20 protein-coding genes, 1 tRNA gene and 2 pseudogenes are annotated in these 21,762 nt (G+C 68.7%); 7 read left to right on the forward strand and 16 right to left on the reverse strand.

Going from position 1 to position 21,762, the window contains the following annotated elements:
• The first annotated feature begins 30 nt into the window (after positions 1-30).
• On the forward strand, positions 31-960 hold the full coding sequence (locus BN13_RS10105; protein WP_048546517.1) for an IS3 family transposase: 930 nt from the start codon (positions 31-33) through the stop codon (positions 958-960).
• 215 nt (positions 961-1,175) lie between these two features.
• Here the strand turns inward: BN13_RS10105 and BN13_RS20615 are convergent, their stop codons facing one another.
• The 3 genes from BN13_RS20615 to BN13_RS10125 all read right to left on the reverse strand — a co-directional run bounded on the left by BN13_RS20615 (position 1,176) and on the right by BN13_RS10125 (position 3,501).
• Positions 1,176-1,733, reverse strand: coding sequence for a TA system VapC family ribonuclease toxin (locus tag BN13_RS20615; protein ID WP_084733683.1), 558 nt, complete (start codon positions 1,731-1,733; stop codon positions 1,176-1,178).
• A 728-nt stretch (positions 1,734-2,461) separates the two neighbouring features.
• Positions 2,462-2,800 carry a winged helix-turn-helix domain-containing protein gene (locus BN13_RS10120; RefSeq protein WP_084733684.1) on the reverse strand — a complete coding sequence of 113 codons (339 nt, stop codon included), beginning with the start codon at positions 2,798-2,800 and terminating at the stop codon, positions 2,462-2,464.
• A gap of 14 nt (positions 2,801-2,814) precedes the next feature.
• Positions 2,815-3,501, reverse strand: coding sequence for a winged helix-turn-helix transcriptional regulator (locus BN13_RS10125; RefSeq protein WP_201329081.1), 687 nt, complete (start codon positions 3,499-3,501; stop codon positions 2,815-2,817).
• Positions 3,502-3,690: 189 nt separating this feature from the next.
• On the opposite strand from BN13_RS10125, the gene BN13_RS10130 reads away from it, so the two are divergent.
• Together BN13_RS10130 and BN13_RS10135 are read left to right on the forward strand one after the other, a co-directional pair.
• Positions 3,691-4,536, forward strand: a complete 846-nt coding sequence (locus BN13_RS10130; protein ID WP_048546523.1) for a class I SAM-dependent methyltransferase — start codon at positions 3,691-3,693, stop codon at positions 4,534-4,536.
• A gap of 63 nt (positions 4,537-4,599) precedes the next feature.
• Complete coding sequence (locus tag BN13_RS10135; protein ID WP_268806983.1) at positions 4,600-5,445, forward strand: toprim domain-containing protein; 846 nt, start codon at positions 4,600-4,602, stop codon at positions 5,443-5,445.
• Positions 5,446-5,877: 432 nt separating this feature from the next.
• Here BN13_RS10135 and ppsA read toward each other — a convergent pair whose 3' ends face one another.
• The 7 genes from ppsA to BN13_RS10165 are packed head-to-tail and all read right to left on the reverse strand — an operon-like array spanning position 5,878 to position 13,838.
• Positions 5,878-8,292 carry a phosphoenolpyruvate synthase gene (gene ppsA, locus BN13_RS10140; RefSeq protein ID WP_048546527.1) on the reverse strand — a complete coding sequence of 805 codons (2,415 nt, stop codon included), beginning with the start codon at positions 8,290-8,292 and terminating at the stop codon, positions 5,878-5,880.
• 38 nt (positions 8,293-8,330) lie between these two features.
• Positions 8,331-9,170: a pyruvate, water dikinase regulatory protein gene (locus BN13_RS10145; protein ID WP_048546528.1), complete on the reverse strand. Its 840-nt coding sequence runs from the start codon at positions 9,168-9,170 to the stop codon at positions 8,331-8,333.
• A 38-nt stretch (positions 9,171-9,208) separates the two neighbouring features.
• Positions 9,209-9,562 carry a LutC/YkgG family protein gene (locus BN13_RS20790; protein ID WP_321162903.1) on the reverse strand — a complete coding sequence of 118 codons (354 nt, stop codon included), beginning with the start codon at positions 9,560-9,562 and terminating at the stop codon, positions 9,209-9,211.
• Positions 9,540-9,845: a hypothetical protein gene (locus BN13_RS20795; RefSeq protein ID WP_321162904.1), complete on the reverse strand. Its 306-nt coding sequence runs from the start codon at positions 9,843-9,845 to the stop codon at positions 9,540-9,542. The genes BN13_RS20790 and BN13_RS20795 overlap by 23 nt, the downstream gene beginning before the upstream one ends.
• Entirely contained in the window at positions 9,842-11,296 is a 1,455-nt protein-coding gene (locus BN13_RS10155) for a LutB/LldF family L-lactate oxidation iron-sulfur protein (protein ID WP_048546530.1), read from the reverse strand. Before BN13_RS10155 ends, BN13_RS20795 begins: the two co-directional genes overlap by 4 nt.
• Positions 11,293-12,060: a (Fe-S)-binding protein gene (locus tag BN13_RS10160; protein ID WP_048546531.1), complete on the reverse strand. Its 768-nt coding sequence runs from the start codon at positions 12,058-12,060 to the stop codon at positions 11,293-11,295. The genes BN13_RS10155 and BN13_RS10160 overlap by 4 nt, the downstream gene beginning before the upstream one ends.
• Positions 12,057-13,838, reverse strand: a complete 1,782-nt coding sequence (locus BN13_RS10165; protein WP_048546533.1) for an L-lactate permease — start codon at positions 13,836-13,838, stop codon at positions 12,057-12,059. Before BN13_RS10165 ends, BN13_RS10160 begins: the two co-directional genes overlap by 4 nt.
• A 154-nt stretch (positions 13,839-13,992) precedes the next feature.
• Here BN13_RS10165 and BN13_RS10170 point away from each other — a divergent pair, with 154 nt between their 5' ends.
• Positions 13,993-14,718 (forward strand): FadR/GntR family transcriptional regulator, encoded by a 726-nt coding sequence (locus BN13_RS10170; protein WP_048546535.1) that lies wholly within the window; start codon positions 13,993-13,995, stop codon positions 14,716-14,718.
• Positions 14,719-14,740: 22 nt separating this feature from the next.
• On the opposite strand, the pseudogene BN13_RS18690 reads toward BN13_RS10170, so the two are convergent.
• The 5 genes and pseudogenes from BN13_RS18690 to BN13_RS10195 form a co-directional block, all read right to left on the reverse strand.
• A pseudogene (locus BN13_RS18690) lies at positions 14,741-15,570 on the reverse strand (IS5 family transposase); the annotation flags it as partial.
• Positions 15,571-15,906: 336 nt separating this feature from the next.
• Entirely contained in the window at positions 15,907-16,317 is a 411-nt protein-coding gene (locus tag BN13_RS20950) for a tyrosine-type recombinase/integrase (RefSeq protein WP_407667894.1), read from the reverse strand.
• 471 nt (positions 16,318-16,788) lie between these two features.
• A pseudogene (locus BN13_RS20955) lies at positions 16,789-17,172 on the reverse strand (tyrosine-type recombinase/integrase); the annotation flags it as partial.
• On the reverse strand, positions 17,162-17,512 hold the full coding sequence (locus BN13_RS20960) for a helix-turn-helix domain-containing protein (protein WP_084733685.1): 351 nt from the start codon (positions 17,510-17,512) through the stop codon (positions 17,162-17,164). The pseudogene BN13_RS20955 and the gene BN13_RS20960, both read right to left, overlap by 11 nt.
• Before the next feature lie 109 nt (positions 17,513-17,621).
• Positions 17,622-17,694: transfer RNA gene (locus tag BN13_RS10195), tRNA-Arg, on the reverse strand.
• Positions 17,695-17,960: 266 nt separating this feature from the next.
• On the opposite strand from BN13_RS10195, the gene BN13_RS10200 reads away from it, so the two are divergent.
• A complete protein-coding gene (locus tag BN13_RS10200; RefSeq protein ID WP_048546543.1) occupies positions 17,961-19,778 on the forward strand; it encodes a phosphoenolpyruvate carboxykinase (GTP) in 1,818 nt (605 codons plus the stop codon).
• 158 nt (positions 19,779-19,936) lie between these two features.
• Entirely contained in the window at positions 19,937-20,362 is a 426-nt protein-coding gene (locus BN13_RS10205; RefSeq protein ID WP_048546545.1) for a hypothetical protein, read from the forward strand.
• 139 nt (positions 20,363-20,501) lie between these two features.
• Here the strand turns inward: BN13_RS10205 and BN13_RS10210 are convergent, their stop codons facing one another.
• Complete coding sequence (locus tag BN13_RS10210; RefSeq protein WP_048546547.1) at positions 20,502-21,077, reverse strand: hypothetical protein; 576 nt, start codon at positions 21,075-21,077, stop codon at positions 20,502-20,504.
• A gap of 256 nt (positions 21,078-21,333) precedes the next feature.
• On the opposite strand from BN13_RS10210, the gene BN13_RS10215 reads away from it, so the two are divergent.
• A partial coding sequence (locus BN13_RS10215; protein ID WP_048546549.1) for a response regulator occupies positions 21,334-21,762 on the forward strand: 429 nt, incomplete at its 3' end.

Here is a 21,762-nt window from a genome sequence, read left to right on the forward strand (position 1 = left end):
CGTGGTCCTGTGGGTGAAGGAGGCGACGAAGTGAGCGTGGCACGCTTCGTGGTCGACCAGAGGACCAACTACCAGGTGCCCGTCGCGTTCACCTGCGCGCTGCTCGGGATCTCGATCTCGTGGTTCTACAAGTGGCTACCTCGGACGGCCATCGCGACCGGCCTGTACACCAAGCGGGACCTGCGCCGCGACACCATGGACCGGGCGGTGAAGGTCATGTTCGACAAACACCGCGGGTTGCACGGGTCCCCGCGGCTGGTGCTCGACCTGCGCGAGGAGGGGTGGACGGTCAGTGAGAAGACGGTCGCGAACTCGATGCGCCGGCAAGGGTTGATCGCTCGGAAGATCAAGCGCCGCAACGGATTAACGAAGCAAGATAAGTCGAAGGCGCCGTTCCCGGACTTGATTCGCCGGGACTTCACCGCGACCGCGGTCAACCAGCGCTGGGTCGGTGATATCACCGAGATCCCGACCGCGGCCGGGAAGCTGTACCTGGCCACCGTGATCGACCTGTACTCCCGCCGACTGATCGGGGCCGCGACGTCGCTGCACCCGAACGCGGAACTGGCCAAGGCCGCGATCACCATGGCCGTAACGGTCCGCGGCGGCAAAGAGGCGATCTGGAAGGAGGAGGAATCAGAGCGGGTCATTTTCCACTCTGACCGCGGCTCGACCTACACCGCGGATCTGTTCACCCGCGCATGCCGAAACCTCGGGATCCGCCAATCCATGGGACGCGTCGGATCGTGCTTCGATAATGCGGCCGCGGAGGCGTTCTTCTCCAGCCTCGAGTGGGAAGTCCTCTCCCGCAACGAGTTCCGAAACACCACCGAAGCCGCTACCGTGGTCTCGGACTGGTGCTGGAACTTCTACAACACCGACCGCCGCCACAGCGCCGCATTGATGATGTCACCCATCAACTACGAAAACGCTGCCCTCACCCCGAGAGCAGCCGCCTAAGAGACAACCTCCACGATTCGGGGGGAACCACAGTTTAACGTCCGACCAGGTTCACGTCACCCCTTGGCGCCCACGTCACCCCTTCGCGTTCACGTCACCCCTTCGCGTTCACGTCATACGCCACAGCGGGTGATGTGGACGGAAAGGGGTGACGTGAGCGGAAAGGTATGACGTGAACAACGCGGGCGCGCGCTGACCCGGCATCTCGCGGACGATCACTCGGGCAGGCGCCAGGTGAGCCCCCGAAAGCGGGCAAAGCCGCGATCCTTGCTTATCCAGGTAGCCCCGTGCTGGATGGCAAGGGCGGCGTGGGCCGCGTCGTGCACCACATTGCCCTTGGCCCGCACCTGTCGGCAGAGACCGCTGACGACTCCCCAGTGCCCCGCCGGGATCGAGAGGACGTGGACGTTGTCCTGGCCCACGAACTCATCCAGCACATCCAGAACATCGCCGGTGTCGGCCGGCGGATCGAAAATCGCCGGGTGGGTCAGGACACGCAGCGCTCCGGAGAGAACCGCGGTGCTCACCCCAACCGGTTCCGGCCCATTGACGGCGCCCTCAAGCCACGCCTTCATCTGGCCGTGATCCGACGCCGCGGGATGGAACGCCGACACCAGAATGTTGACGTACTGTTCAGTTTTCGAGCGCCGTCGACACTCCACCACCGCTTCGTCGAGGGCCGGCTTGGAGCGACCCAGGTCAAGACCGCGCTCAGCGCCTGGAGGGCATCTTCCAGATGCGCTCGATCCTGCGGATTTCAGCCTGCTGGCCATCGAGGCGGGCCGTTCGGTTCCCGGAGAACCAGCGGCTCTGGCGCCCAGCTACCTCCTAAATCCTCCCCGCAGTCCGCCGATGGCCACGCCGCCTTCACCGGGAGGCTCGTCAGGTGCGGTGGGCCCGAGCTTTGTGGCGGCGCAATGACCGCGGAGGGCGCGCGCCACATTCTGCGCAGCGGGGAAGGGTGCCGATCCAGGCCTGAGCGGTTGCGGGCCAGTACCAGGTGCGGCCCGCGAGTCCGTCTCGACCGTCCGGTGGCGGGAGAACCGGCCGTCCAGCGTGGAGGGCGCCTCGGGGGATCTGGCAGATGCGGGCGATATCGGACACGGACAGCCGCGCGGGAAGCGTGGAATCCACGCCGATAAGCGTGCGGACCTTAGCCACGGTCGTGCCGGTCCGTTCAGCGACCGCCGCGACCGGCTCTCCGGCTAGCCAAGCGGCGCGGCCGGCGGACCCGTCGGTGCCCTATCGCCTCCGCGGCCACCTCGCCTGGACCGGTCACCCCCACCTCGCGCGGGTACTTCTGTCGCTCTTGGCCCGGGCAGCGCATACAACAGGTCGTAGGCGCCCGCCGGGTCCTCCCCCGCCAACACCGTCGCTGACCGTAGGTGCCGTCCGTCCTCGGCCAGCAACCTGGCCGCATTCTCCTGCGACGGGGTGACCTGCTCGAGCTCACCGGTGATGATCATGGCCGCGACGTGATCCGCGCCCGCGGCCCACCGGCTCATGCGGCCTCATCAGCAGCAATCGACGTCACCATCGGCCGGCTGGTCACGCTCGTCTTGAATGGGTCACCACCATCGCGATCCCACACGGTCGGTCGGACCCGCCGGATCGAGACCTCCCCCCAGACGCGAGGACGCGACCGCCGCGCCTGACGCGCCAACCCCGCCTCCACCAGCCGATCCACCTCCCGCATCACCGTCGGCTGGGACACCTCCACCGCCCGCGCAATCTCCGCCAACGAGAACTCAGCCTCCGGGTGCCGGACGATCCACGCCAACACCTCCCCCTGGGCCCGCGATCGCAACAACGGCAACAACAACGGAGACCCTTCTTTCATGAAAACGAGACCAGCTAGGCCCGTAGGGCTGCTGCGGACCTGACGGGATCGGTGGACGGTCGCCCGGCGGACTGGGCCACCTGCGAGTAGCCGAACCACGCGCCAAGACATCGCCGATGGCCGCTCGCGCCCTCGGCGGCGACGAGCCCGCTGCGAAGGGCGGCTGTCCATGACAGGTCGCCGCGCCAGAGCGACGTCATCGTGCGCAGCGTCGTCGTCACGACGACCGCGACCGGGTGGCCTGGATCGTCGGAGCAGATGTCCGCATTCTCGTCGGTGACGACGACCCACCAGCGCCCGTTGCGCGGTTCGACGTCGGTGAACCGGATCTCGACGACCGTCCGCCCGGAGGGCCATGCCTGCACCGGGATCGTCCGTCGCATGTCGAACATGAGCAGATGTGGGTCGAGGTCGTCGTCTCCCAGTTCGGGGAACCACGTCAAGGCCCACACCCCAAGTCCGTTGACGATGCCGAAAAGGTCTGCGCCACAAGGAGTCAGCTCGTAGATCGAGCGCTGTGCCTCTAGTCGGCGCGTGACGATGCCGTGCCGCTCGAGGGCCCGCAGCCGCTTCGAGAGCAGAGCCGGCGACATCCGCGGCACCCCGCGACGCAATTCGTTGAAGTGCCGGCTGCCCATGAGCAGTTCGCGGATGACGAGCATGGTCCAGCGCTCATCGAGGATCTCCATCGCCTTCGCCACCGGGAGAACTGACCATATGACTCCACGTCGGCTTCCTTTCGCCGCCTCCATGACACCCGTCGGATCGGCGCTTGTCCAGTACAGATCGTGAACCGCACGGATACAGATCCAGAACTGGTGCGCTCGGGCCTGACCGACGACGCTGGTCGTGGCGATCGCCGAAACCGTTGCGCACGAAGGAGGAGCGTCATGTTCGATCAGGTCAAGGAAGCACACCGCGGAGTATGGGCGTCTGGCGACTACCCCATGATCGCGCGGGAGATCGTCGCACCATTGGGAGAGGTTCTGACCACCGCCGCCCGCGTGCGCGCCCAGGACCTGGTCCTCGATGTGGCGGCGGGCTCCGGCAACGCCGCCCGGGCGGCGGCGCGCGCGGGGGCCCGCGTCGTCGCGTGCGACCTGACGCCGGAGCTGCTCACGGCCGGCCGCGCCGAGAGCGGGTCCGGCATCGACTGGGTCCGCGGCGATGCCGAAGACCTACCCTTCCTCGACGCCGACTTCGACGTGGTCCTCTCCTGCATCGGCGTGATGTTCGCGCCCGCGCACGAGCGCTCCGCCGCCGAACTGCTGCGCGTCTGCCGGCCGAGGGGTCGGATCGCCGTCTTGTCCTGGACCCCGGGCGGGTTCGTCGGCGAGATGTTCGACGCCATGCGACCGTATGCCGCCCCTCCTCCGCCCGGGGCGTCCCCTCCCCCGCTGTGGGGGGACGCACAGCACGTCGGTGACCTCTTGGGGGCAGGCGCGACGATCGAGCAGGAAGTCCTCGGCCGCCTGCCCGTGAATCGATTCGCCGGCGCTCCACGGGAGGCCTTCCGGACCTACTTTTGCAACCACTACGGCCCGACGATCGCGACCTATCGCCGGCTGGCCGACCGCCCGGAGGATGCGGCGGCTCTCGACGCAACCTTGGATGCCCTCGCAGAACGGCACCGACGTCCCGACGGCACGATGGATTGGGAGTACCTGCTCGTTGTGGCGCGACGCACCGAGGCCCCGTCACCGGCCGGCCCGGACGCGCCCGACGCGGCGCTGTGACGCCTGCGCTTTGCCTGGGCGGTCACCCTCGCCACCGGCGGCCGCCACATCGGCCTCGCCCCCCTGGGCACGTCGCTGACCGATGAGCAGGCGGCCCAGATGGCCGCCCTAGGCCGGCCTCTGGTCGTGGCCACCGACGCGGACCTGGCCGGCCGTGTCGCCGCCGAACGCGACTACTGGCTCCTCACCCAGCACGGGCTGGACCCCGGCGCGGCCACCTTCCCGGCCGGGCTCGACCCGGCCGGGATCCTCGCGCGTGATGGTGCGGCCGCCCTCGAGCGCGCGCTGGTCACCGCGAAGCCCTTGGGTGACCTCCTGCTCGAGGAGCGACTCACCCACCTCGCCGGCGAGGTCGCGCTCCGCGACGCCGCCCACGTCCTCGCCGCGCGGCCGGAGCAGCACTGGATCCCCGGCATCGACGACGTCGCCTCCCGCCTGACACTGTCCCCCGCCGCGGCCCGCTCCCGGCTCGCGGCCAGTGTCCTGGCCTGGAACCGCGACCCGCGGGCGTCGGCCCGGGCCCGGCTCGACGAGACCGGCCGCGTCAAGGATCGCCTGACCGCCGCGCTCCAGAAGAGCCCGGCTCAGCGGTGGGCAGCACTGGCCGCCGAGGTCGACCCGCAACTGATCTCCCAGACCGACTGGCCGGCCCTTGCCGCGATGATGCAGCTGGCCCACAACGACGGGCACGACGTGCCCGCCACCGTACGGCGGCTCGTCGAGGACGAGCCGTTGGCGGACCTGCCCGCTCAAGACCTGCGGTACCGGCTCGTGGCCACCCTCCCCATCGATGTTGCGCCGTCGGCACCGCCGACGCTCCCCGCGCGCCCCCCAGTCGCTGGCAAGGAGCACGCCGACCGGGCGCTCAAGAGCACGCGGCGACCGGGGCCCCGCCCACCGCGCCGGTGACGGAGCACCCTGCCGATCACCTCCAGCTGCGACTCTCCCGGACCGGTGGATCCGGAGAGGTGCTGTGGTCGCACTACCTTGAACCGCATGACCACCGAGGCCGCAGCGCTGCTCATCTCCGCGGTGTCACTGCTGCTCGCGGGCCTGTCCCTCGGCTGGCAGATCGCGCAGTGGCTTCTCTCGGCGGGGCGCCCGAAACCGTTCTCATGCATGAGGTCTGGCAAGGAGAGGGCGCGTACGACGGCCCGATCACGGCCCGACCGGACCCGAAGTGGTCGGCATCCAGGTCACCTCACGGCCGAGCTGCGCTGTCAGTCGAGCGGGCGGCGGTCCACTGTGGGGGCGGAGTGATGGTGTTCGTTCCCGAGGCGGACGGCTCGGCCCTGGGCTGCCCTATCGACTAGCCAACGAGCGACTATTGCGACAGGGCGGTCAGCAGTCCGGCTCAGCGCGCTTGGCGAGCCGCAGCCAGGTGTCGACGACGGTGTCGGGGTTGAGCGACATCGACTCAATGCCCTGGTCGAGCAGCCAGTCGGCGAGTTCGGGGTGGTCCGAGGGGCCCTGACCGCAGATGCCGATGTACTTGCCGCGGGCCTTGCAGGCCTCGATCGCCATGCTCAGCATCTTCTTGACCGCCGGGTCGCGCTCGTCGAAGGAGCCGGCCACGAGCGCCGAGTCCCGGTCGAGCCCGAGCGTGAGCTGGGTGAGGTCGTTGGACCCGATCGAGAACCCGTCGAAGTGGTCGAGGAACGCGTCGGCGTTGACCGCGTTGGACGGGACCTCGCACATCATGACGACCTGGAGGTCGTTCTCGCCGCGCGTGAGCCCGTGCGAGGCGAGCAGGTCGATGACACCTTCGGCCTCAGCGAGGGTGCGCACGAACGGGATCATGATCTTGACGTTGGTGAGGCCCATCTCGTCACGCACGAGCTTGAGCGCCTCGGCCTCCATGGCGAAGCACTCGGCGAAGTCGTCGGAGAGGTAGCGGGCCGCTCCCCGGTAGCCGATCATCGGGTTCTCCTCGGTCGGCTCGTAGCGCGGGCCGCCGATCATGTGGGCGTACTCGTTGGACTTGAAGTCGCTCATCCGCACGATGACCGGCTCGGGCGCGAAGGCCGCGGCGAGCATCGAGACGCCCTCGGCGACGCGCTTGACGAAGAAGTCGCGAGGCGAGTCGTATGCCGCGATGAGGCTCTCGATCTCGGCCTTGAGCTCGGGCTCCTGGTCGTCGAGCTCGAGCAGCGCGCGGGGGTGGATGCCGATCTGGCGGTTGATGATGAACTCGAGCCGGGCGAGCCCGATGCCCTTGTGCGGCAGGCGGGAGAACTCGAAGGCCTGCTCGGGAGTGCCGACGTTCATCATGATGCGCACCGGGATCTCCGGCATCGAGTCCAGCTCGGTCTCGGAGACGGAGAACTCGCGCAGGCCGTCGTAGACGAAGCCGGTGTCGCCCTCGGCGCACGAGACCGTGACCTCACGCCCGTCGGCGAGGTCGCGCGTCGCGGAACCGGTGCCGACGACGGCGGGGATGCCGAGCTCGCGGGCGATGATCGCCGCGTGGCAGGTGCGGCCGCCGCGGTTGGTGACGATGGCGCTGGCCCGCTTCATCACCGGCTCCCAGTCGGGGTCGGTCATGTCGGCGACGAGGACCTCGCCGGCCTGGAAGTCGTGCATCGCCTCGGCGGACGCGAGCACGCGCACGGCACCGGCGCCGATTTTCTGGCCGATGGCACGACCCTCGAGGACGACCTCGCCGGGCTGGTCCATCCGGAAGCGCTGCAGGGTCGAGCCGGACTGGCGCGACTTCACCGTCTCGGGGCGGGCCTGGAGGATGTAGAGCCTGCCGTCGACACCGTCCTTGCCCCACTCGATGTCCATCGGGCGGCCGTAGTGCTCCTCGATCTTGAGCGCGTGCTCGGCGAGCTCGGTCACCTCGGCGTCCGTGAGGCTGAGCCGTCCCTGCTCGGCCGGGTCGACGTCGACGAAGTCGATGCCGCGGCCGACCTCGGAGTCCTGCGTGTAGACCATCTTGGTGGCCTTGCTGCCGACCCCGCGCTTGAGGATCGCCGGGCGTCCCGCACGCAACGACGGCTTGTGGACGTAGAACTCGTCGGGGTTGACCGCGCCCTGGACGACCGCCTCACCGAGGCCGTAGCTGCTCGTGATGAAGACCACGTCGGGGAAGCCGGACTCGGTGTCGATCGTGAACATCACGCCCGAGGACCCGATGTCGGAGCGGACCATCCGCTGGATGCCGGCGGACAGTGCGACGGCCTCGTGGTCGAAGTTGCTGTGGACGCGGTAGGAGATCGCGCGGTCGTTGTAGAGCGAGGCGAAGACCCGCTTGATCGCGAGCAGGATGTTGTCGATGCCGCGGACGTTGAGGAACGTCTCCTGCTGCCCGGCGAAGCTCGCGTCCGGGAGGTCCTCGGCCGTCGCGCTCGAGCGCACCGCCCAGCTCACCTCGTCGGCCGCCGCTCCCGCCTCGCCGACCAGACGCTCGTATGCCGTCCGGATCTCGTCCTCGAGGTCGGCCGGGAACGGCTGCTTCTCGACGGTGTCGCGGATCTCCGCGCCAGCGGCGGCGAGCGCCCGGGTGTCCTCGACGTCGAGCTCGCGCAGGATGGCGTTGATGCGGTCGGCGAGACCCTCGTGGGCAAGGAACCGGCGGTAGGCGTCGGCCGTGGTGGCGAACCCGTCGGGCACGCGCACTCCGGCCTTCGAGAGGTGCTGGACCATCTCGCCGAGGGAGGCGTTCTTGCCGCCGACGCGCTCGACGTCGTCGAGGCCGAGCTCGGCGAACCAGGCGATGTTGGTGCTGCCGGCGCCCTGCTGGGTGGCGGTCATGGCGGTCCTTTCGTCGGGGCGTCGTCGCCCTCGTGAGCTCAGGCCAGGTCGGGCAGTCGGCTGCTCTGCATGATCACGGCAGCCATCTCCTCGACGGACATCTTGGCGGAGTTGATCGACGGGATGCGATGCGCCCTGTACATCGCCTCTGCCCGGCGCAGCTCGAAGCTGCACTGGGCTAGCGTGGCATAGGTCGACCCCGGCCTGCGCTCCCCTCTCACCTGGCTGAGACGCGCTGGCGTGGAGAGCAGGCCGAAGCACTTGTCGGCGAACTGGGCGATGGGCCGGGGCAGGTCACCGGTGTCGAAGTCCTCGGGCACGAGCGGATAGTTCGCGACCTTGAGCCCGTGCTGCAGCGCGAGGTACATCGAGGTGGGCGTCTTGCCGCACCGTGAGGGCGCCACGAGGATGAGGTCGGACTGGGCGAGGTTGCGCAGGCTCGCCCCGTCGTCGTGATCCATCGCGAACTCGATCGCCTTCATCCGGCGGTCGTAGCGCAGGGTGTCGCCCACGCCGTGCAGGGCGGCTGCGCTGTGGGTCGCATTGACGTGAAGGATCCGCTCGACGGTGTCGAGGTGCGAGCCGAAGAGGTCGATGAACGCGGCCTGCGTGCCCTGGAGCACCTGGCGGATCGGGTCGTCCGACACCGTCGAGAACGCCAGTGGCGTCACCGAGTCGGTCATCGCCGCGTCGATCTCCGCCATGACCTCGGCAGCCTTCTCGACCGAGGTGATGAACGGGATCTTGCGACGCGTGAAGTTCAGCCCCGGGAACTGGGCGAGCAGCAGGTTGCCGAGCGTCTCGGCGGAGATGCCGGTGCCACCGGCGAGGAAGAAGACCGGCGTCGGGGTGTCGCTGGCCGCGTCCTGGGGTCCCATGGCTCCGATCATGGCACACGCCTGCGGCGGCGCGGCCGTCACTCCGCGAGCACGACGACGAGGGTGCGGGGGCCGTGGACTCCCTCGACCCGTTGGAGCTCGATGTCGCTCGTCGCGCTCGGTCCGCTCACCCACGTGAGCGGCCGGCCCCGGTGCGGTTCTCCCCCGAGTCGGTTCACGGCCTCGGGCACGTCGTGGACGACCTGGTCGGCCCGGATGACACAGACGTGCGCGTCCGGGACGAGGGTGAGCTCGCGCCGGCCCTGGTCCGGTCCGTGGTCGAGGACGATCGTGCCGGTCGACGCGATGCCCACGGCCGAGGCGGTGACGACGGCGTCGACCCGGTCGAGGTTGGCGGCCGAGCCGGCATCACCCTCGCCGACGACCGTCACGACCTCCGCCCCGCCAGCCCTCGTCGAGGCCGCTGGGCACGACGACGGAGCCGAGGCCGCGCCCACGCAGCGTCGACGCCAGGACCGAGGCCACCTCGTCGGCGGGCACGCGCAGCACCTCGGCTCGGTAGTCGGCGACGTTCTCGGCGAAGAGGTCGAGAGTCCGACCCGGGCCAGGTGAGGTCTCCTCGACCACGGGTGTGGCGCCGCGAGCGCCCACCGGGGTGGTGACATCGGCGGTGGCGGCCCGGACCCGGGCGAGGATCTCGTCGCGCGCGCTCATGACTCGCCCCGCTCCCTGGCCCACCACTGTCGGAAGGTCTCCTTCGGCGGCGTCGGCACGTCACGGGCGTCGGTCCAGGCGCCGAGGCCGGGGACGCGACGCACCGTCCGGTCGCCGACGAGGCGCCCCGCCGTCGTGGCACCGCGTTGCGCGACTGCCAGTCGACGAGGGTCGGAGAGCACCCAGGCCGCGGCCTTCATCGCGGCCGACTCGGCCCGGTGCCCACCCTGCTCCGCCACGGTTCCCCGCAGCTCGACGAGGAGCTCGGGGATGTTGATCCGCACCGGGCAGGCGTCGAAGCAGGCCCCGCACAACGACGACGCATAGGGCAGCGACTGGTCGACCTCGCTCGCTGTCCCCCGCAGTTGCGGGTTGAGCACGGCCCCGATCGGGCCGGGATAGACCGAGCCGTAGGCGTGGCCACCGGTGCGTTCATAGACGGGGCAGACGTTGAGGCAGGCCGAGCACCGGATGCACCGCAGCGCCTGCCGGCCCACGGTGTCGGCGAGCACGTGGCTGCGCCCGTTGTCGAGCAGCACGACGTGCACCTCCTGCGGTCCGTCGCCGTCGTGCACTCCCGACCACATGGTCGTGTAGGGGTTCATCCGCTCCCCCGTGCTTGAGCGTGGCAGCAGCTGGAGCATCGGTGCGAGGTCGTCCCACGTCGGTAGGACCTTCTCGATGCCGACGACCGAGATGAGCGTCTCGGGCAGCGTGAGGCACATCCGCCCGTTGCCCTCGGACTCGACGACGACGAGGGTGCCGGTGTCGGCGACGGCGAAGTTCGCGCCCGACACGGCCACGCGGGCCCGGAGGAACTTCTCGCGCAGGTGCAGCCGCGCGGCCTCGGCGAGCCGGGCCGGCTCGTCGGTGAGGTCCTCGGGCGCGGGACGGCCGACCTTGGCCATCTCGCGCAGGAACACGTCGCGGATCTCGGTGCGGTTGCGGTGGATCGCGGGCACGAGGATGTGGCTCGGCCGGTCGCCGAAGAGCTGGACGATGAGCTCGGCGAGGTCGGTCTCCCACGCCGCGATGCCCGCCGCCTCGAGCGCCTCGTTGAGCTCGATCTCCTGGGTCGCCATCGACTTGACCTTGACGACCTCGTCGACACCCTTGGCCCGGGCGATCTCGACGACGATCGCGTTGGCCTCGTCGGCGTCGCGCGCCCAGTGGACCGTGGCGCCGTTGGCCGTGAGGCTCGCCTCGAGCTGCTCGAGGTAGTCGCCGAGGTGCGTCAGGGCCTCGTCCTTGGCGTCCGCGCCGGCGACCCGCAGGGACTCCCACTCGGGCACCTCGGCGACGACGGCTGCCCGCTTGGCCCGGATCGTGTGCGTCGCGTTGCGGAGGTTGTCGCGCTGCTGCGTGTTCGCGAGCGCCTCGCGCGCGGCCTCGGGGAAGGACGGCATACCCACGAAGGTCGGCGAGGTCTGCTGGACCGGAAGGGTGCTCATGCCGGCTCCTCCCGTGTCGAGGCGAGGATCTCGGCGAGGTGCAGGCTCCGTATGCCGGCCCCCTGCCTTCCGAGGATCCCGCCGATGTGCGCCAGGCAGGAGTTGTCGCCGGCGACGACGACCTCGGCGCCGGTCTCGGCGACGTGTGCCGCCTTGTCAGTGCCCATGGCGACGGACACGTCGGAGTTCTTCATGGCGAAGGTGCCGCCGAAGCCGCAGCACTCGTCCGCTCCGGGGAGCTCGACGAGGTCGATGCCCTCGACGGCCCGGAGAAGCTGCAGCGGCCGGTCCCCCACCCGCAGCAGCCGGAGCGAGTGGCAGGTCGGGTGGTAGGTCACGCGGTGCGGGAACCACGCCCCGACGTCCGTGACGCCGAGGACGTCGACGAGGAACTCGGAGAGCTCGTGGACTCGCGGCGCGACCTGCTCGACCTCGCTCGCCAGGCCCTCGTCGCCAGCGCGCCGGGCGACCATCGCGTGCTGGTCGCGGACCGAGCCGACGCACGACCCCGACGGCGCGACCACCGCGTCGTAGTCCCCGAACACGTCGACGAAGCGACGCACGAGCGGGACGGCCTCACCGGCATACCCCGTGTTCGTCAGCATCTGGCCGCAGCAGGTCTGCGCGGCAGGGAACTCGACTCGGCACCCGAGCCGCTCGAGCAGGCGCACCGTCGCCTTCGGCGTCTCCGGCCACATCGTGTCGTTGAAGCACGTGGCGAAGAGCGCGACCCGAAGATCCGTGCGAGGCGTCGTTACCATCATGGCAACATCCAAGCAAGGATCGTTGACTGAAGCCCGACAAGCAGGCAGACCGCGACAATGAGTCCGACGCTCCAGGGCAGGACCTTGCGCAGGATGTCGGACTCGCGACCGACCAGCCCGACCGCGGTGGCGGCGATCGTGAGGTTCTGCGGGCTGATCATCTTGCCCACGACACCACCGGACGTGTTGGCGGCGACGAGCAGCGTCGGATCGATCCCGGCGTTCGTGGCTGCGGTCTGCTGGAGCGTGGCGAAGAGCGCGTTGGCGCTGGTGTCCGACCCGGTCACGGCCGTGCCGATCCAGCCGAGCAGCGGTGACAGGAAAGCAAATGCGACGCCGGCACCGGCGATCCACCTGCCGATGGTGATCGTCTGGCCCGAGAGGTTCATGACGTAGGCCAGGGCGAGCACGGACGCCACCGTGAGGAAGGCGAAGCGCATCTTGTGGGCCGTGGCCGCCATCTCGGCGCCCAGCCCGCTGACTCCGACACCATAGACGAGAGCGACGACGAGCGCACTGATGAGGAGCAGGGTGCCGGGAGAGCTGAGCCACTGGAAGGTGTAGGTGGTGGCACCCGACGGTTCGCCGGCGTGGTTGAGGATCTCGCCGGACGTCCCCGGCCACGGGATCTTGACGTCCGTGCTGGCCAGCCAGTCCTTGACCGCAGGGACGAGCTTGGCGACCGAGAAGATCGCGATCACGAGGAGGTAGGGGAACAGGGCCATGCTGATGCCCCGCGCGTTGAGGTTACGGGCACGTTGGTCGAGTTCGACGATGGAGACGCTGTAGTCATCGCCCGCCTTGTCGAGCGCTCGCGGAGCCGAGGTGGCGGCGTCGCCCGAACCATCAGCGGCGTATGCCGTGGAGTCGCCTGCCGCGACCGATGCCAGGTCCCGTTCGCGCTCGGCACTCAGAGCCTCGAGGGCCTCGTCGCGACCGGTCGGATGCCACACGCGCAGGAAGAGGACAGCGGCGGCCAGGCCGGCGAGGGAGGCGATGATGTCGGTGAGTTCGACCGAGATCCACGTGGCCGAGATCCACTGTGCGACAGCGAAGGTGGCCCCGACGACGACGGCAATGGGCCAGGTCTGACGCACGCCGCGTCGACCATCGGCCATGAGGACGAGGAGCAGCGGCACGAAAAGGGCGATGATCGGAGTCTGGTGTCCGACGTAGGCGCCGATCTCGGTGTAGGGGATCTTGGTGAGGTTGCCGGCGGTGATGATCGGGATGCCGATGGCACCGAAGGCGACCGGTGCCGTGTTGGCCAGCAGAACGACGGTTGCTGCACGCAGCGGTGAGAAGCCGACGGCCATGAGCATGACGCCGGTGATCGCGACCGGTGCGCCGAAGCCGGCGAGCGCCTCGAGGAGACCGCCGAAGCAGAAGGCGATGATGATCGCCTGGATGCGCGGGTCGTCCGAGATGAGGTGGAAAGTCGCGCGCAGGTCCTCGAAGCGGCCGGACCTCACCGTCACTTGATAGAGCACGATCGCCGTGAAGACGATCCACATGATCGGGAAGATGCCGAACGCGGCGCCCTGGGTGGCCGCGAGCGCGGCGAGACCGACCGGCATACCGAAGGCCAAGACGGCGACGAGGATCGCGACCCCGGCGGCCGCGAGTCCGGCCCAGTGGGCCTTCCAGCGCAGCCAGCCGAGGGTAACGAACATGGTGATGAGCGGCAGCGCCGCGATGAGGGCTGACAGCGCGAGGCTGTCGAGCACCGGCGCGATATCGGGCTTGAAGGAGCCGGCCAAGGTGGGGATGTGAGACATCTGCGGGGCCTCCGGTTGCACGTCATTGAGCTCGAGTTCCTGAATGGTCAGACCAATCTTGATTCCCGCCCGCCACGATAGGGGCGGTGATGATTCGGTGTCAATGGTCTGACCACTTCTTCTTTCGGCACCCCAGGGGTGACATGCTGGGCGCGTGGACGCCGATTCCCTTCAGCCGAGCTTTGCCGAACGTCCCGGCCGGGCCTTCGAGGTCGTCCTTGCCTGGGTCGATGAGCAGATCCTCAGTGGGGACCTGGCCGTCGGCGATCAGCTCCCGGCCGAGCGCGAACTCGCCCGCCTGCTCAACGTCAGCCGGGCCGCCGTCCGCGAGGCCGTGCGGACCCTGCAGGCCCAGGGCGTCGTGCGCTCGTCGGTCGGAGCCGGAGCCGCTGGCGGCACGACGATCAATGCTCTCCCGTCCGACGCCCTGACCCGACTGCTCCGGCTGCACGTGGCCCTGGCCAACTTCCCGCACGAGGACGTCATCGAGGTGCGCGTCGCCCTGGAGAGGCTCAGCGTCCGGCTCGCCGCGCAGAACGCGACGCCCGAGCAGTTGGATGTTTCCCAGAAGGCGATCGACGTCATGGCCGACCCGGACATCGAGCGGGAGGCCTTCAACGACGCCGACACCGCGTTTCACGTCGCTCTGGCCGCAGCGGCGGGGAACCGACTCGCCATGGACACGACGGCTGCCATCCGCGAATCGATGCGGCTGCCCATCCTCGACCGCTTCCGGCACGTGCACGCGTGGGACGACATCGTCGAGGACCTGAGACGGGGCCATGAAGCGATTCAGGCCGCCGTGACGCGCGGCGACGCCGAGGAGGCCGAGCGGTTGGTGGAGACCCACATCCGCTCCGCCTGGCACGCACTGTCCTAGGACGTGTCTGCCAGCGGTTGGCTCGGTGGGTCAGAACGATGAGCTCAAGGAGGACGCCGCCGCAGTAGGTCATGGCGTACTTGTCGTAGCGGGGTGGCCGGTCTACGCCCCTGCTTGAACCGGTTGAAAGACCGCTCGACGGTCTTGCGATGCTTGTACTTTTGGGCGTCGAACGCGGCGGGCGCCCTTGGATCCCTTGGTCTTGCGGTAGGCGATCTGATCGCTGCGTTCGGGGGCAGTGTGCTTGATCCTCTTGTCCCGCAGGAAGGTTCGGGTGCTCGAATGGGAGTACGCCTTATCCGCCAGGAGCCCATGTCGTGACCGGTCTCGGCCAGTGCCTTCAGCAGCGGGGCCAGCATCGGGTTCGCCGGCCTGTCCCGTGGTCAGCAGGGCCAGCACCGGCGTGCAGGTCGGGTCGGCCAGCGCGTGGAGCTTCGTCGTCAGGTCGCCTCGGGAGCGGCGCAGCGCATGATCAGGCGGCTCCGCGGGCACGACCCGAGAATTCTTGTAACTCGACGCTGCCCCCTGTGTCCTGCGCGGCGTCACTGACCACCGAGTCCTGGCGCGCACCAGCAGCGTGCTGGTAGGCACGCACCACCGTCGAATCGATCGACAGGACCGACTCCACGTCGTCCTGGTCGAGACCGGCCTGCTCACGCACCGCATCGAACATCCGCGCATACGTCCCGTCCGTGGACCACAGCCGATGTTTTTGCCACACAGACTGATACGCCCCGAACGCCTCGGGCAGATCACGCCACGGCGACCCCATCCGGAACCGCCAGATGACCCCTCCAGCCTCGTGCGGTGGTCGTTCCAGAGACGTCCCGGCCGGCCCGCGTGCTGCGGCATCACCGGCTCCAGCACATCCCACAATTCATCACTGATCACCCATCTCGAAGCACGAGAGCCATCCCGACCCACCCCCGAATCGTTAGCAGACACGCCTAGATGTACTCGGCCATCACGTTGGTGACAGTCGGCTAGTTGTGATGTCCAGGGAGGTTGTCCCGCCCAGCGGCGGTGACCTTGACTCGGGCATCACGCAGCGCCTGAGAATCCACCACGGGGTCGGTCTGCATCACCGGCACCATATGGCCCGGCTCGCGCCCAAGACCAGACGGGCGCGCACACCTTGGAAGGGTTTCACCGCAGCGTGTCGTCGGATCTCTGAAAAGCCGCGAGATGTTACCCGTCAGCGGTGTCGTGATGCCCTGCCTGAGGTGTCTCGGGCCACAGGGCGGTGCCGATCTGGCGGGCCGCTTCAACACGAAGGTCGTCGACCGCGTGGGCGTAGCGTTGCGCGGTGGCCATCTCAGTCCATCCCATGATGGCCATGACCGTCCGGATGTCCACACCCTGCACCAGAAGCAGGGTCGCGGCGGTATGCCGGGCGTCGTGGAGGCGAGCATTGCGGACTCCTGCCGCTCTCAGGATCGACTTCCAGTCTCGCCAGTCCCGTGCTGAATCCATTGCGCGGCCCGCCTCGTCTGTAAAGGCCAGATCAAGTTCCCTGGCCCAAGCGGGGCCGGCGCGCAGACCCTCCTGTGCCTGCTCGCGGCGGTGAATGCGCAACTCGTGCAGCAGAGGTGGGGGCACAGCGATCGAGCGTTTAGGGGCGCTGGTCTTCGTCTCCACCAGGCGAATCCCGCCACCTCGCCTCGCCGGACAGTCTGCCCCCCGTTTGCCGCCACAGTTGGGGCCACAATTCTGGTTCGTTGAACAGCCGTGTTCCCACGTGTGTCGTTGCACGGCGCGCTGGATGCGCAGGGTCCCCGCCTCAAAGTCGATGTCGGCCCATTTGATGCCGAGTGCCTCGCCCTGCCGGAGGCCAAGCGCAAGTGCGACCGACCAACGCGCCGAGTTTCTACGCGTTCGTGCCACCGCAAGAATTGCCAGACACTCTCCCTTCGTGAGAGGTGTCACCTCATGCCTGGGAGGCCGAGCGACCATCGCCGGGTTCGACACAAGGCGCTGCCGCCGCACCGCTTCGTTGAGCCCGGATCGGAGCACTCGGTGGACGGCATGAACGAGACTCGCCGAATGGCCCGCGTCGAGCAGGCGGCGATAGTGCTGCTCCAACGTCTCCGGGCGCAGCTGGCTCAGGCGGACGGGGCCCAATGCAGGGACGACGTGCACCCTCATCTGGCTCCGATAGGTCGACAGCGTCTTCCAGCGAACCGTTGATGGGAGGACGTTCTCCAGCCAATGCTCGAGCCATTGGCCGAGCGTGGGGTCCGACTCGGTCCAGGAGTACTGGCCCGTGTCTCTGCTTCGCTCGAGCGCGCGAACTGCCCGATCCAACTCGCTTTTGGAACTGCGACTGATGTGCTTGCGTTCCGGTCGCCCATCCAACCGCGTCCCCATGGTCACGCGCGCATGCCAGCGACCGTCCGCCCCCCTGTACTTGGAGGACGTCGTGTCGCCAGCCGGGAGTCGGCGCCTACCCTTCATCCGACTCCCTCAAGGAGTCCACGTATCGGTCTAGTTCCCGTCGTTCGACACGCACGGAGCGCCCGATGTGCACAACCTGAAGGTGTCGCCGTGCGACCTCCCGTTCGACGCTGCGTCTCGTACACCTCAGGTGAGACGCGACCTCGCTCAGGGTCAGGAGCAGCGTCAGCTGGGTGGCTTCGGCGGTAGCTGTGTCCATGTCGACCAATGCCTGCATCAACTCGCCTGACGGCCACCGAAACACACGGTAGGCGAGAGCCGATGTGACTGGGGACGACGTGTGCACCCTCACAGTGTCCACAAGCGACTGTCGCGCCCCGGCGCTCGTTGATGGGCCCATTTTTGGGGCCCATCCCCTGGCCAGGTCGGCCGGAACGCCTCGAAGACGAGCAAGGCCCCTGCCCGCATCACTGCAGGTCAGGGGCCTGGTCGCCTGTCTCAACACAGAGCGCGCCCGAAGGGATTCGAACCCCTAACCTTCTGATCCGTAGTCAGATGCTCTATCCGTTGAGCTACGGGCGCTGGCCGTCTCGGCGTGCCGAGCGACAGTCGACGATCTTAGCGCCCGGCGCCGCGGGGACGAAATCGCGGGGCGAGGGCGCGGCATACAGCCTGGTCGGAGCCCTTGTGAGACGTTCCACAGCCGCGTAAACGTTTCCATGGTGAGGGGTCTTGCGGGGCCTCCGTATCGTTGGATCAGGCCGTCTGATGGCTCATTCCGGGAACTGTCCGGAACCGCTGGCGGCACGACGTGGGGCGCCGACGCCCCATGACCATGGAGGACGCTCATGACAGCCACATCAGCCACCACCGGCACGACCAACGCGGCCCTGCAGGCGTGGGTCGATGAGGTCGCCGCCCTGACCACCCCCGAGAAGGTTGTGTGGATCACCGGATCCGACGAGGAGATCCAAGGCCTCAACGACGAACTCGTCGCCGCCGGCACCTTCGTCAAGCTGGACGAGAGCAAGAAGCCCAACTCCTACTGGGCGGCCAGCGACCCCAGCGACGTCGCGCGCGTCGAAGACCGCACCTTCATCGCCTCCGAGAAGGAGGAGGACGCGGGCTTCACCAACAACTGGATGGCCCCGGCCGAGCTCAAGGGCATCATGACCGACCTTTACAAGGGGTGCATGACCGGCCGCACGATGTACGTCATCCCCTTCGTCATGGGCCACCTGAACGCCGACCAGCCGATGTATGGCGTGGAGATCACCGACTCCGCCTATGTCGTTGTCTCGATGAAGATCATGGCCCGCATCGGTGAGCCCGTGCTGCGCGCGATGGAGGAGCAGCAGGCGAGCTTCGTCAAGGGCCTGCACTCGGTCGGCTACCCGCTCACCGACGGCAAGGCCGACGTCAAGTGGCCGTGCAGCGACACCAAGTACATCGCGCACTTCCCCGAGACCCGCGAGATCTGGTCCTACGGCTCCGGCTACGGCGGCAACGCTCTGCTCGGCAAGAAGTGCTACGCGCTGCGCATCGCCTCCGCCATGGCCCGCGACGAGATGTGGATGGCCGAGCACATGCTCATCCTCAAGCTCACCTCGCCGACCGGCTCGAAGCACTACATCGCCGGCGCCTTCCCGAGCGCGTGCGGCAAGACCAATCTCGCGATGATCGACCCCACCCTGGAGGGCTGGCAGGCTGAGATGGTCGGCGATGACATCGCCTGGATGCGCTTCGGCAAGGACGGCCGGCTGTATGCCGTCAACCCCGAGTTCGGTCTCTTCGGCGTCGCCCCCGGCACCGGCGAGAACACCAACCCCAACGCCATGCGCACCGTCGAGCAGGGCAACTCGATCTTCACCAATGTCGCGCTCACCGATGACGGCGATGTCTGGTGGGAGGGCATGACCGACGAGAAGCCGGCCCACCTCACCGACTGGAAGGGCAACGACTGGACCCCCGAGTCCGGCGTCGTCTCCAGCCACCCCAACAGCCGCTTCTGCACCCCGGCCAAGCAGTGCCCGATGATGGCCGAGGAGTATGACGAGCCCAACGGTGTCCCGATCGACGCCATCCTCTTCGGTGGCCGTCGCAAGACCACCGTTCCGCTGGTCTACGAAACCCGCGACTGGAACCACGGCGTCTTCGTCGGCGCGACCCTGTCGTCCGAGACCACGGCCGCGGCTGTCGGTGCGGTCGGCGTCGTGCGCCGCGACCCAATGGCGATGCTGCCCTTCATCGGCTACAACGCCGGCGACTATGTCAACCACTGGCTGGAGATCGGCAAGCAGGCCGATGCCGCCAAGCTGCCGAAGATCTACCAGGTCAACTGGTTCCGTCGCGACCGCGAGGACGGCTCCTTCCTGTGGCCGGGCTTCGGCGACAACGCCCGCGTCCTGAAGTGGATCATCGAGCGCCTCGATGGCAGCGGCGAGGGCGTCGACACCCCGGTCGGCATCGTCCCGGCCCCCGGCGCGCTCGACACCACCGGCCTGGACATGACCGAGGAGCAGGTCGCCAAGGCGCTCGAAGTCAACGCCGAGGAGTGGGCCACCGAGCTCGGCCTCATCGAGGAGTGGCTCGCCAAGTTCGGCGAGAACCTGCCCACCCAGATGCAGGACGAGCTGGCCACCCTCAAGGCCAACCTCGACGCCTGAGCCTGCACCCGGCATACCGAAAGGGTCCGGCCCCCCACGGGGAGCCGGACCCTTTCGTATGCCGTGTGCTTACCCGGTGCGTGTATCAACGGCCGGGCTTGATGCTCCTTCCCCATGACCCGTCGGATCGGCCGGCGGTGAGATCAGGAGGTAGGACCATGTTGGATCCCGAGCATTTCCCGGGGGCGGACAACGTGCCGTGGCAGCTGCTGATCCGCGCGCGCTTCGCGCACGAGATCGACGCCGTCATCGCCTCGACGATCGTGCGTCAGGTGGGCGCGCGCCTGTCGGACAAGCAGGCCGTGCACCTGGCGCGCGCCGCCCAAGTGCACACGCAGCGGACCGAGACCAATGCCGAGCAGAAGGTCAGCGTGCTCTCGCTCCTGGCCGAGTGGGACGGTGAGATCTGTCCGGTGGGTTGGCCGTTCCGGTGGCCACCGAAGAAGCGGGGCTTCGAGGAGCTCGACGACCCGATCACGGTCATCGGCCTGCAGCGAGGTCTCGAGCTGCTCCAGCACGCCTCTCCCGACCTGCAGAAGCAGCTCGGCGAGGCCATCGGTGAGATCGGCGGGTTCGCTCGCTGAAGCGTCGGGGCGACCCGCCTGTTCCACGGCCGGCTCCTGCAACCTCTGCTAGGACGTCTCAGGTCACGAGGACCCCATGGAGTTCCATGGGTCCTCGTGACTTTTCCTTTCCCAACCGAGGTTAGGAGGAGCGCGGGCGTCAGCCCGGGGTGCCGGGCAGGGTCGGGGTCTGCTGCTGGGAGCTGCCCCCGTTGGGGTTGGACTGTCCGGTGCCGCCGTTGGGGTCCATCTGGCCGTTGCCACCGTTCGGGCCCAACTGGCCGCCTCCGGGCGGGAGCTGGCCGTCCATGTCGCCGTGGTGGCCACGGCCGGGGCCGAAGCCGCCATCGCCGTCGCGGTCACCGTCGAACATGCCTCCCTGCTGCGAGGTGCCGATGCCGCCGTCGCCGTGGGCGAGTGACACCGGGGCCGCGCCTCCCGCAGCGCCCAGGGTGGCGATGCCGAGGGCGGCAGCCCCCACGAGCAGGCCCTTCTTCAGGGACCAGCCGCTGCGGCCCGGTCCAGCCGGTGCCGCTGTGGTCGCCACCGGCTGGACCGGGATCTGCGGCACGACCGGCGCGGCGTGGTGCACTGCCGGCTCGTCGACGGTCCCGTCGGCGAAGGGCGCGGCCATCGGCTCCTCCGCCGCCATGGACACCGGCTCCGGCTGGACCGCCGTGTGGTCGGTCGGGATGACCTCGGTGGGGTGGGTGGGGTCGGCGACAAGGTCGGCCACCTGGGCCCACTCGGGCGTCTGCGGGTCGGGCTGCTCGCCGAGGGCGGGGTGGGCCGGTTCTGCTCGGACATGGTGGGTTGTCCTTGGGGTGCGTCGTGCGAAGTCATGGCCCTACCGTCGGAGGCGACCCTGTGCTCGACCTGTGCCCCCGCCCAGCCGCGGCTACTAGCGCTCGGCGAGCCCACGGCATACGCTCACAGAAAGCACACAGGTGATGCCTAGGTGGCCGACGGCTGAGGGGAGTTGAGTTCTCGGCATGAACAGCACGCACACCGCCCCGCAGCTGCAGCGCCTCGACGGCAGCCCCGTCCGCGTGCTCGTCGTCGACGACGAGTCCAACCTCACCGAGCTGCTGTCGATGGCGCTGCGCTACGAGGGCTGGGAGGTGCAGACCGCCGGCACCGGGCTCAAGGCCGTGCGCGCGGCCAAGGAGTTCCAGCCCGACGCGGTGGTGCTCGACATGATGCTGCCGGACTTCGACGGCCTCGAGGTGATGCGCCGGATGCGCGCCGACAACGGCAGCGTGCCGGTGCTCTTCCTCACCGCCAAGGATGCGGTCGAGGACCGAGTCGCCGGCCTCACGGCGGGAGGCGACGACTACGTCACCAAGCCGTTCAGCCTCGAGGAGGTCGTGGCGCGCCTGCGGGCCCTCATGCGCCGCACCGCCGTCGTCGCCGACGAGTCC

This window comes from Nostocoides jenkinsii Ben 74, assembly GCF_001046875.1.
Lineage (GTDB): Bacteria > Actinomycetota > Actinomycetes > Actinomycetales > Dermatophilaceae > Nostocoides_A > Nostocoides_A jenkinsii.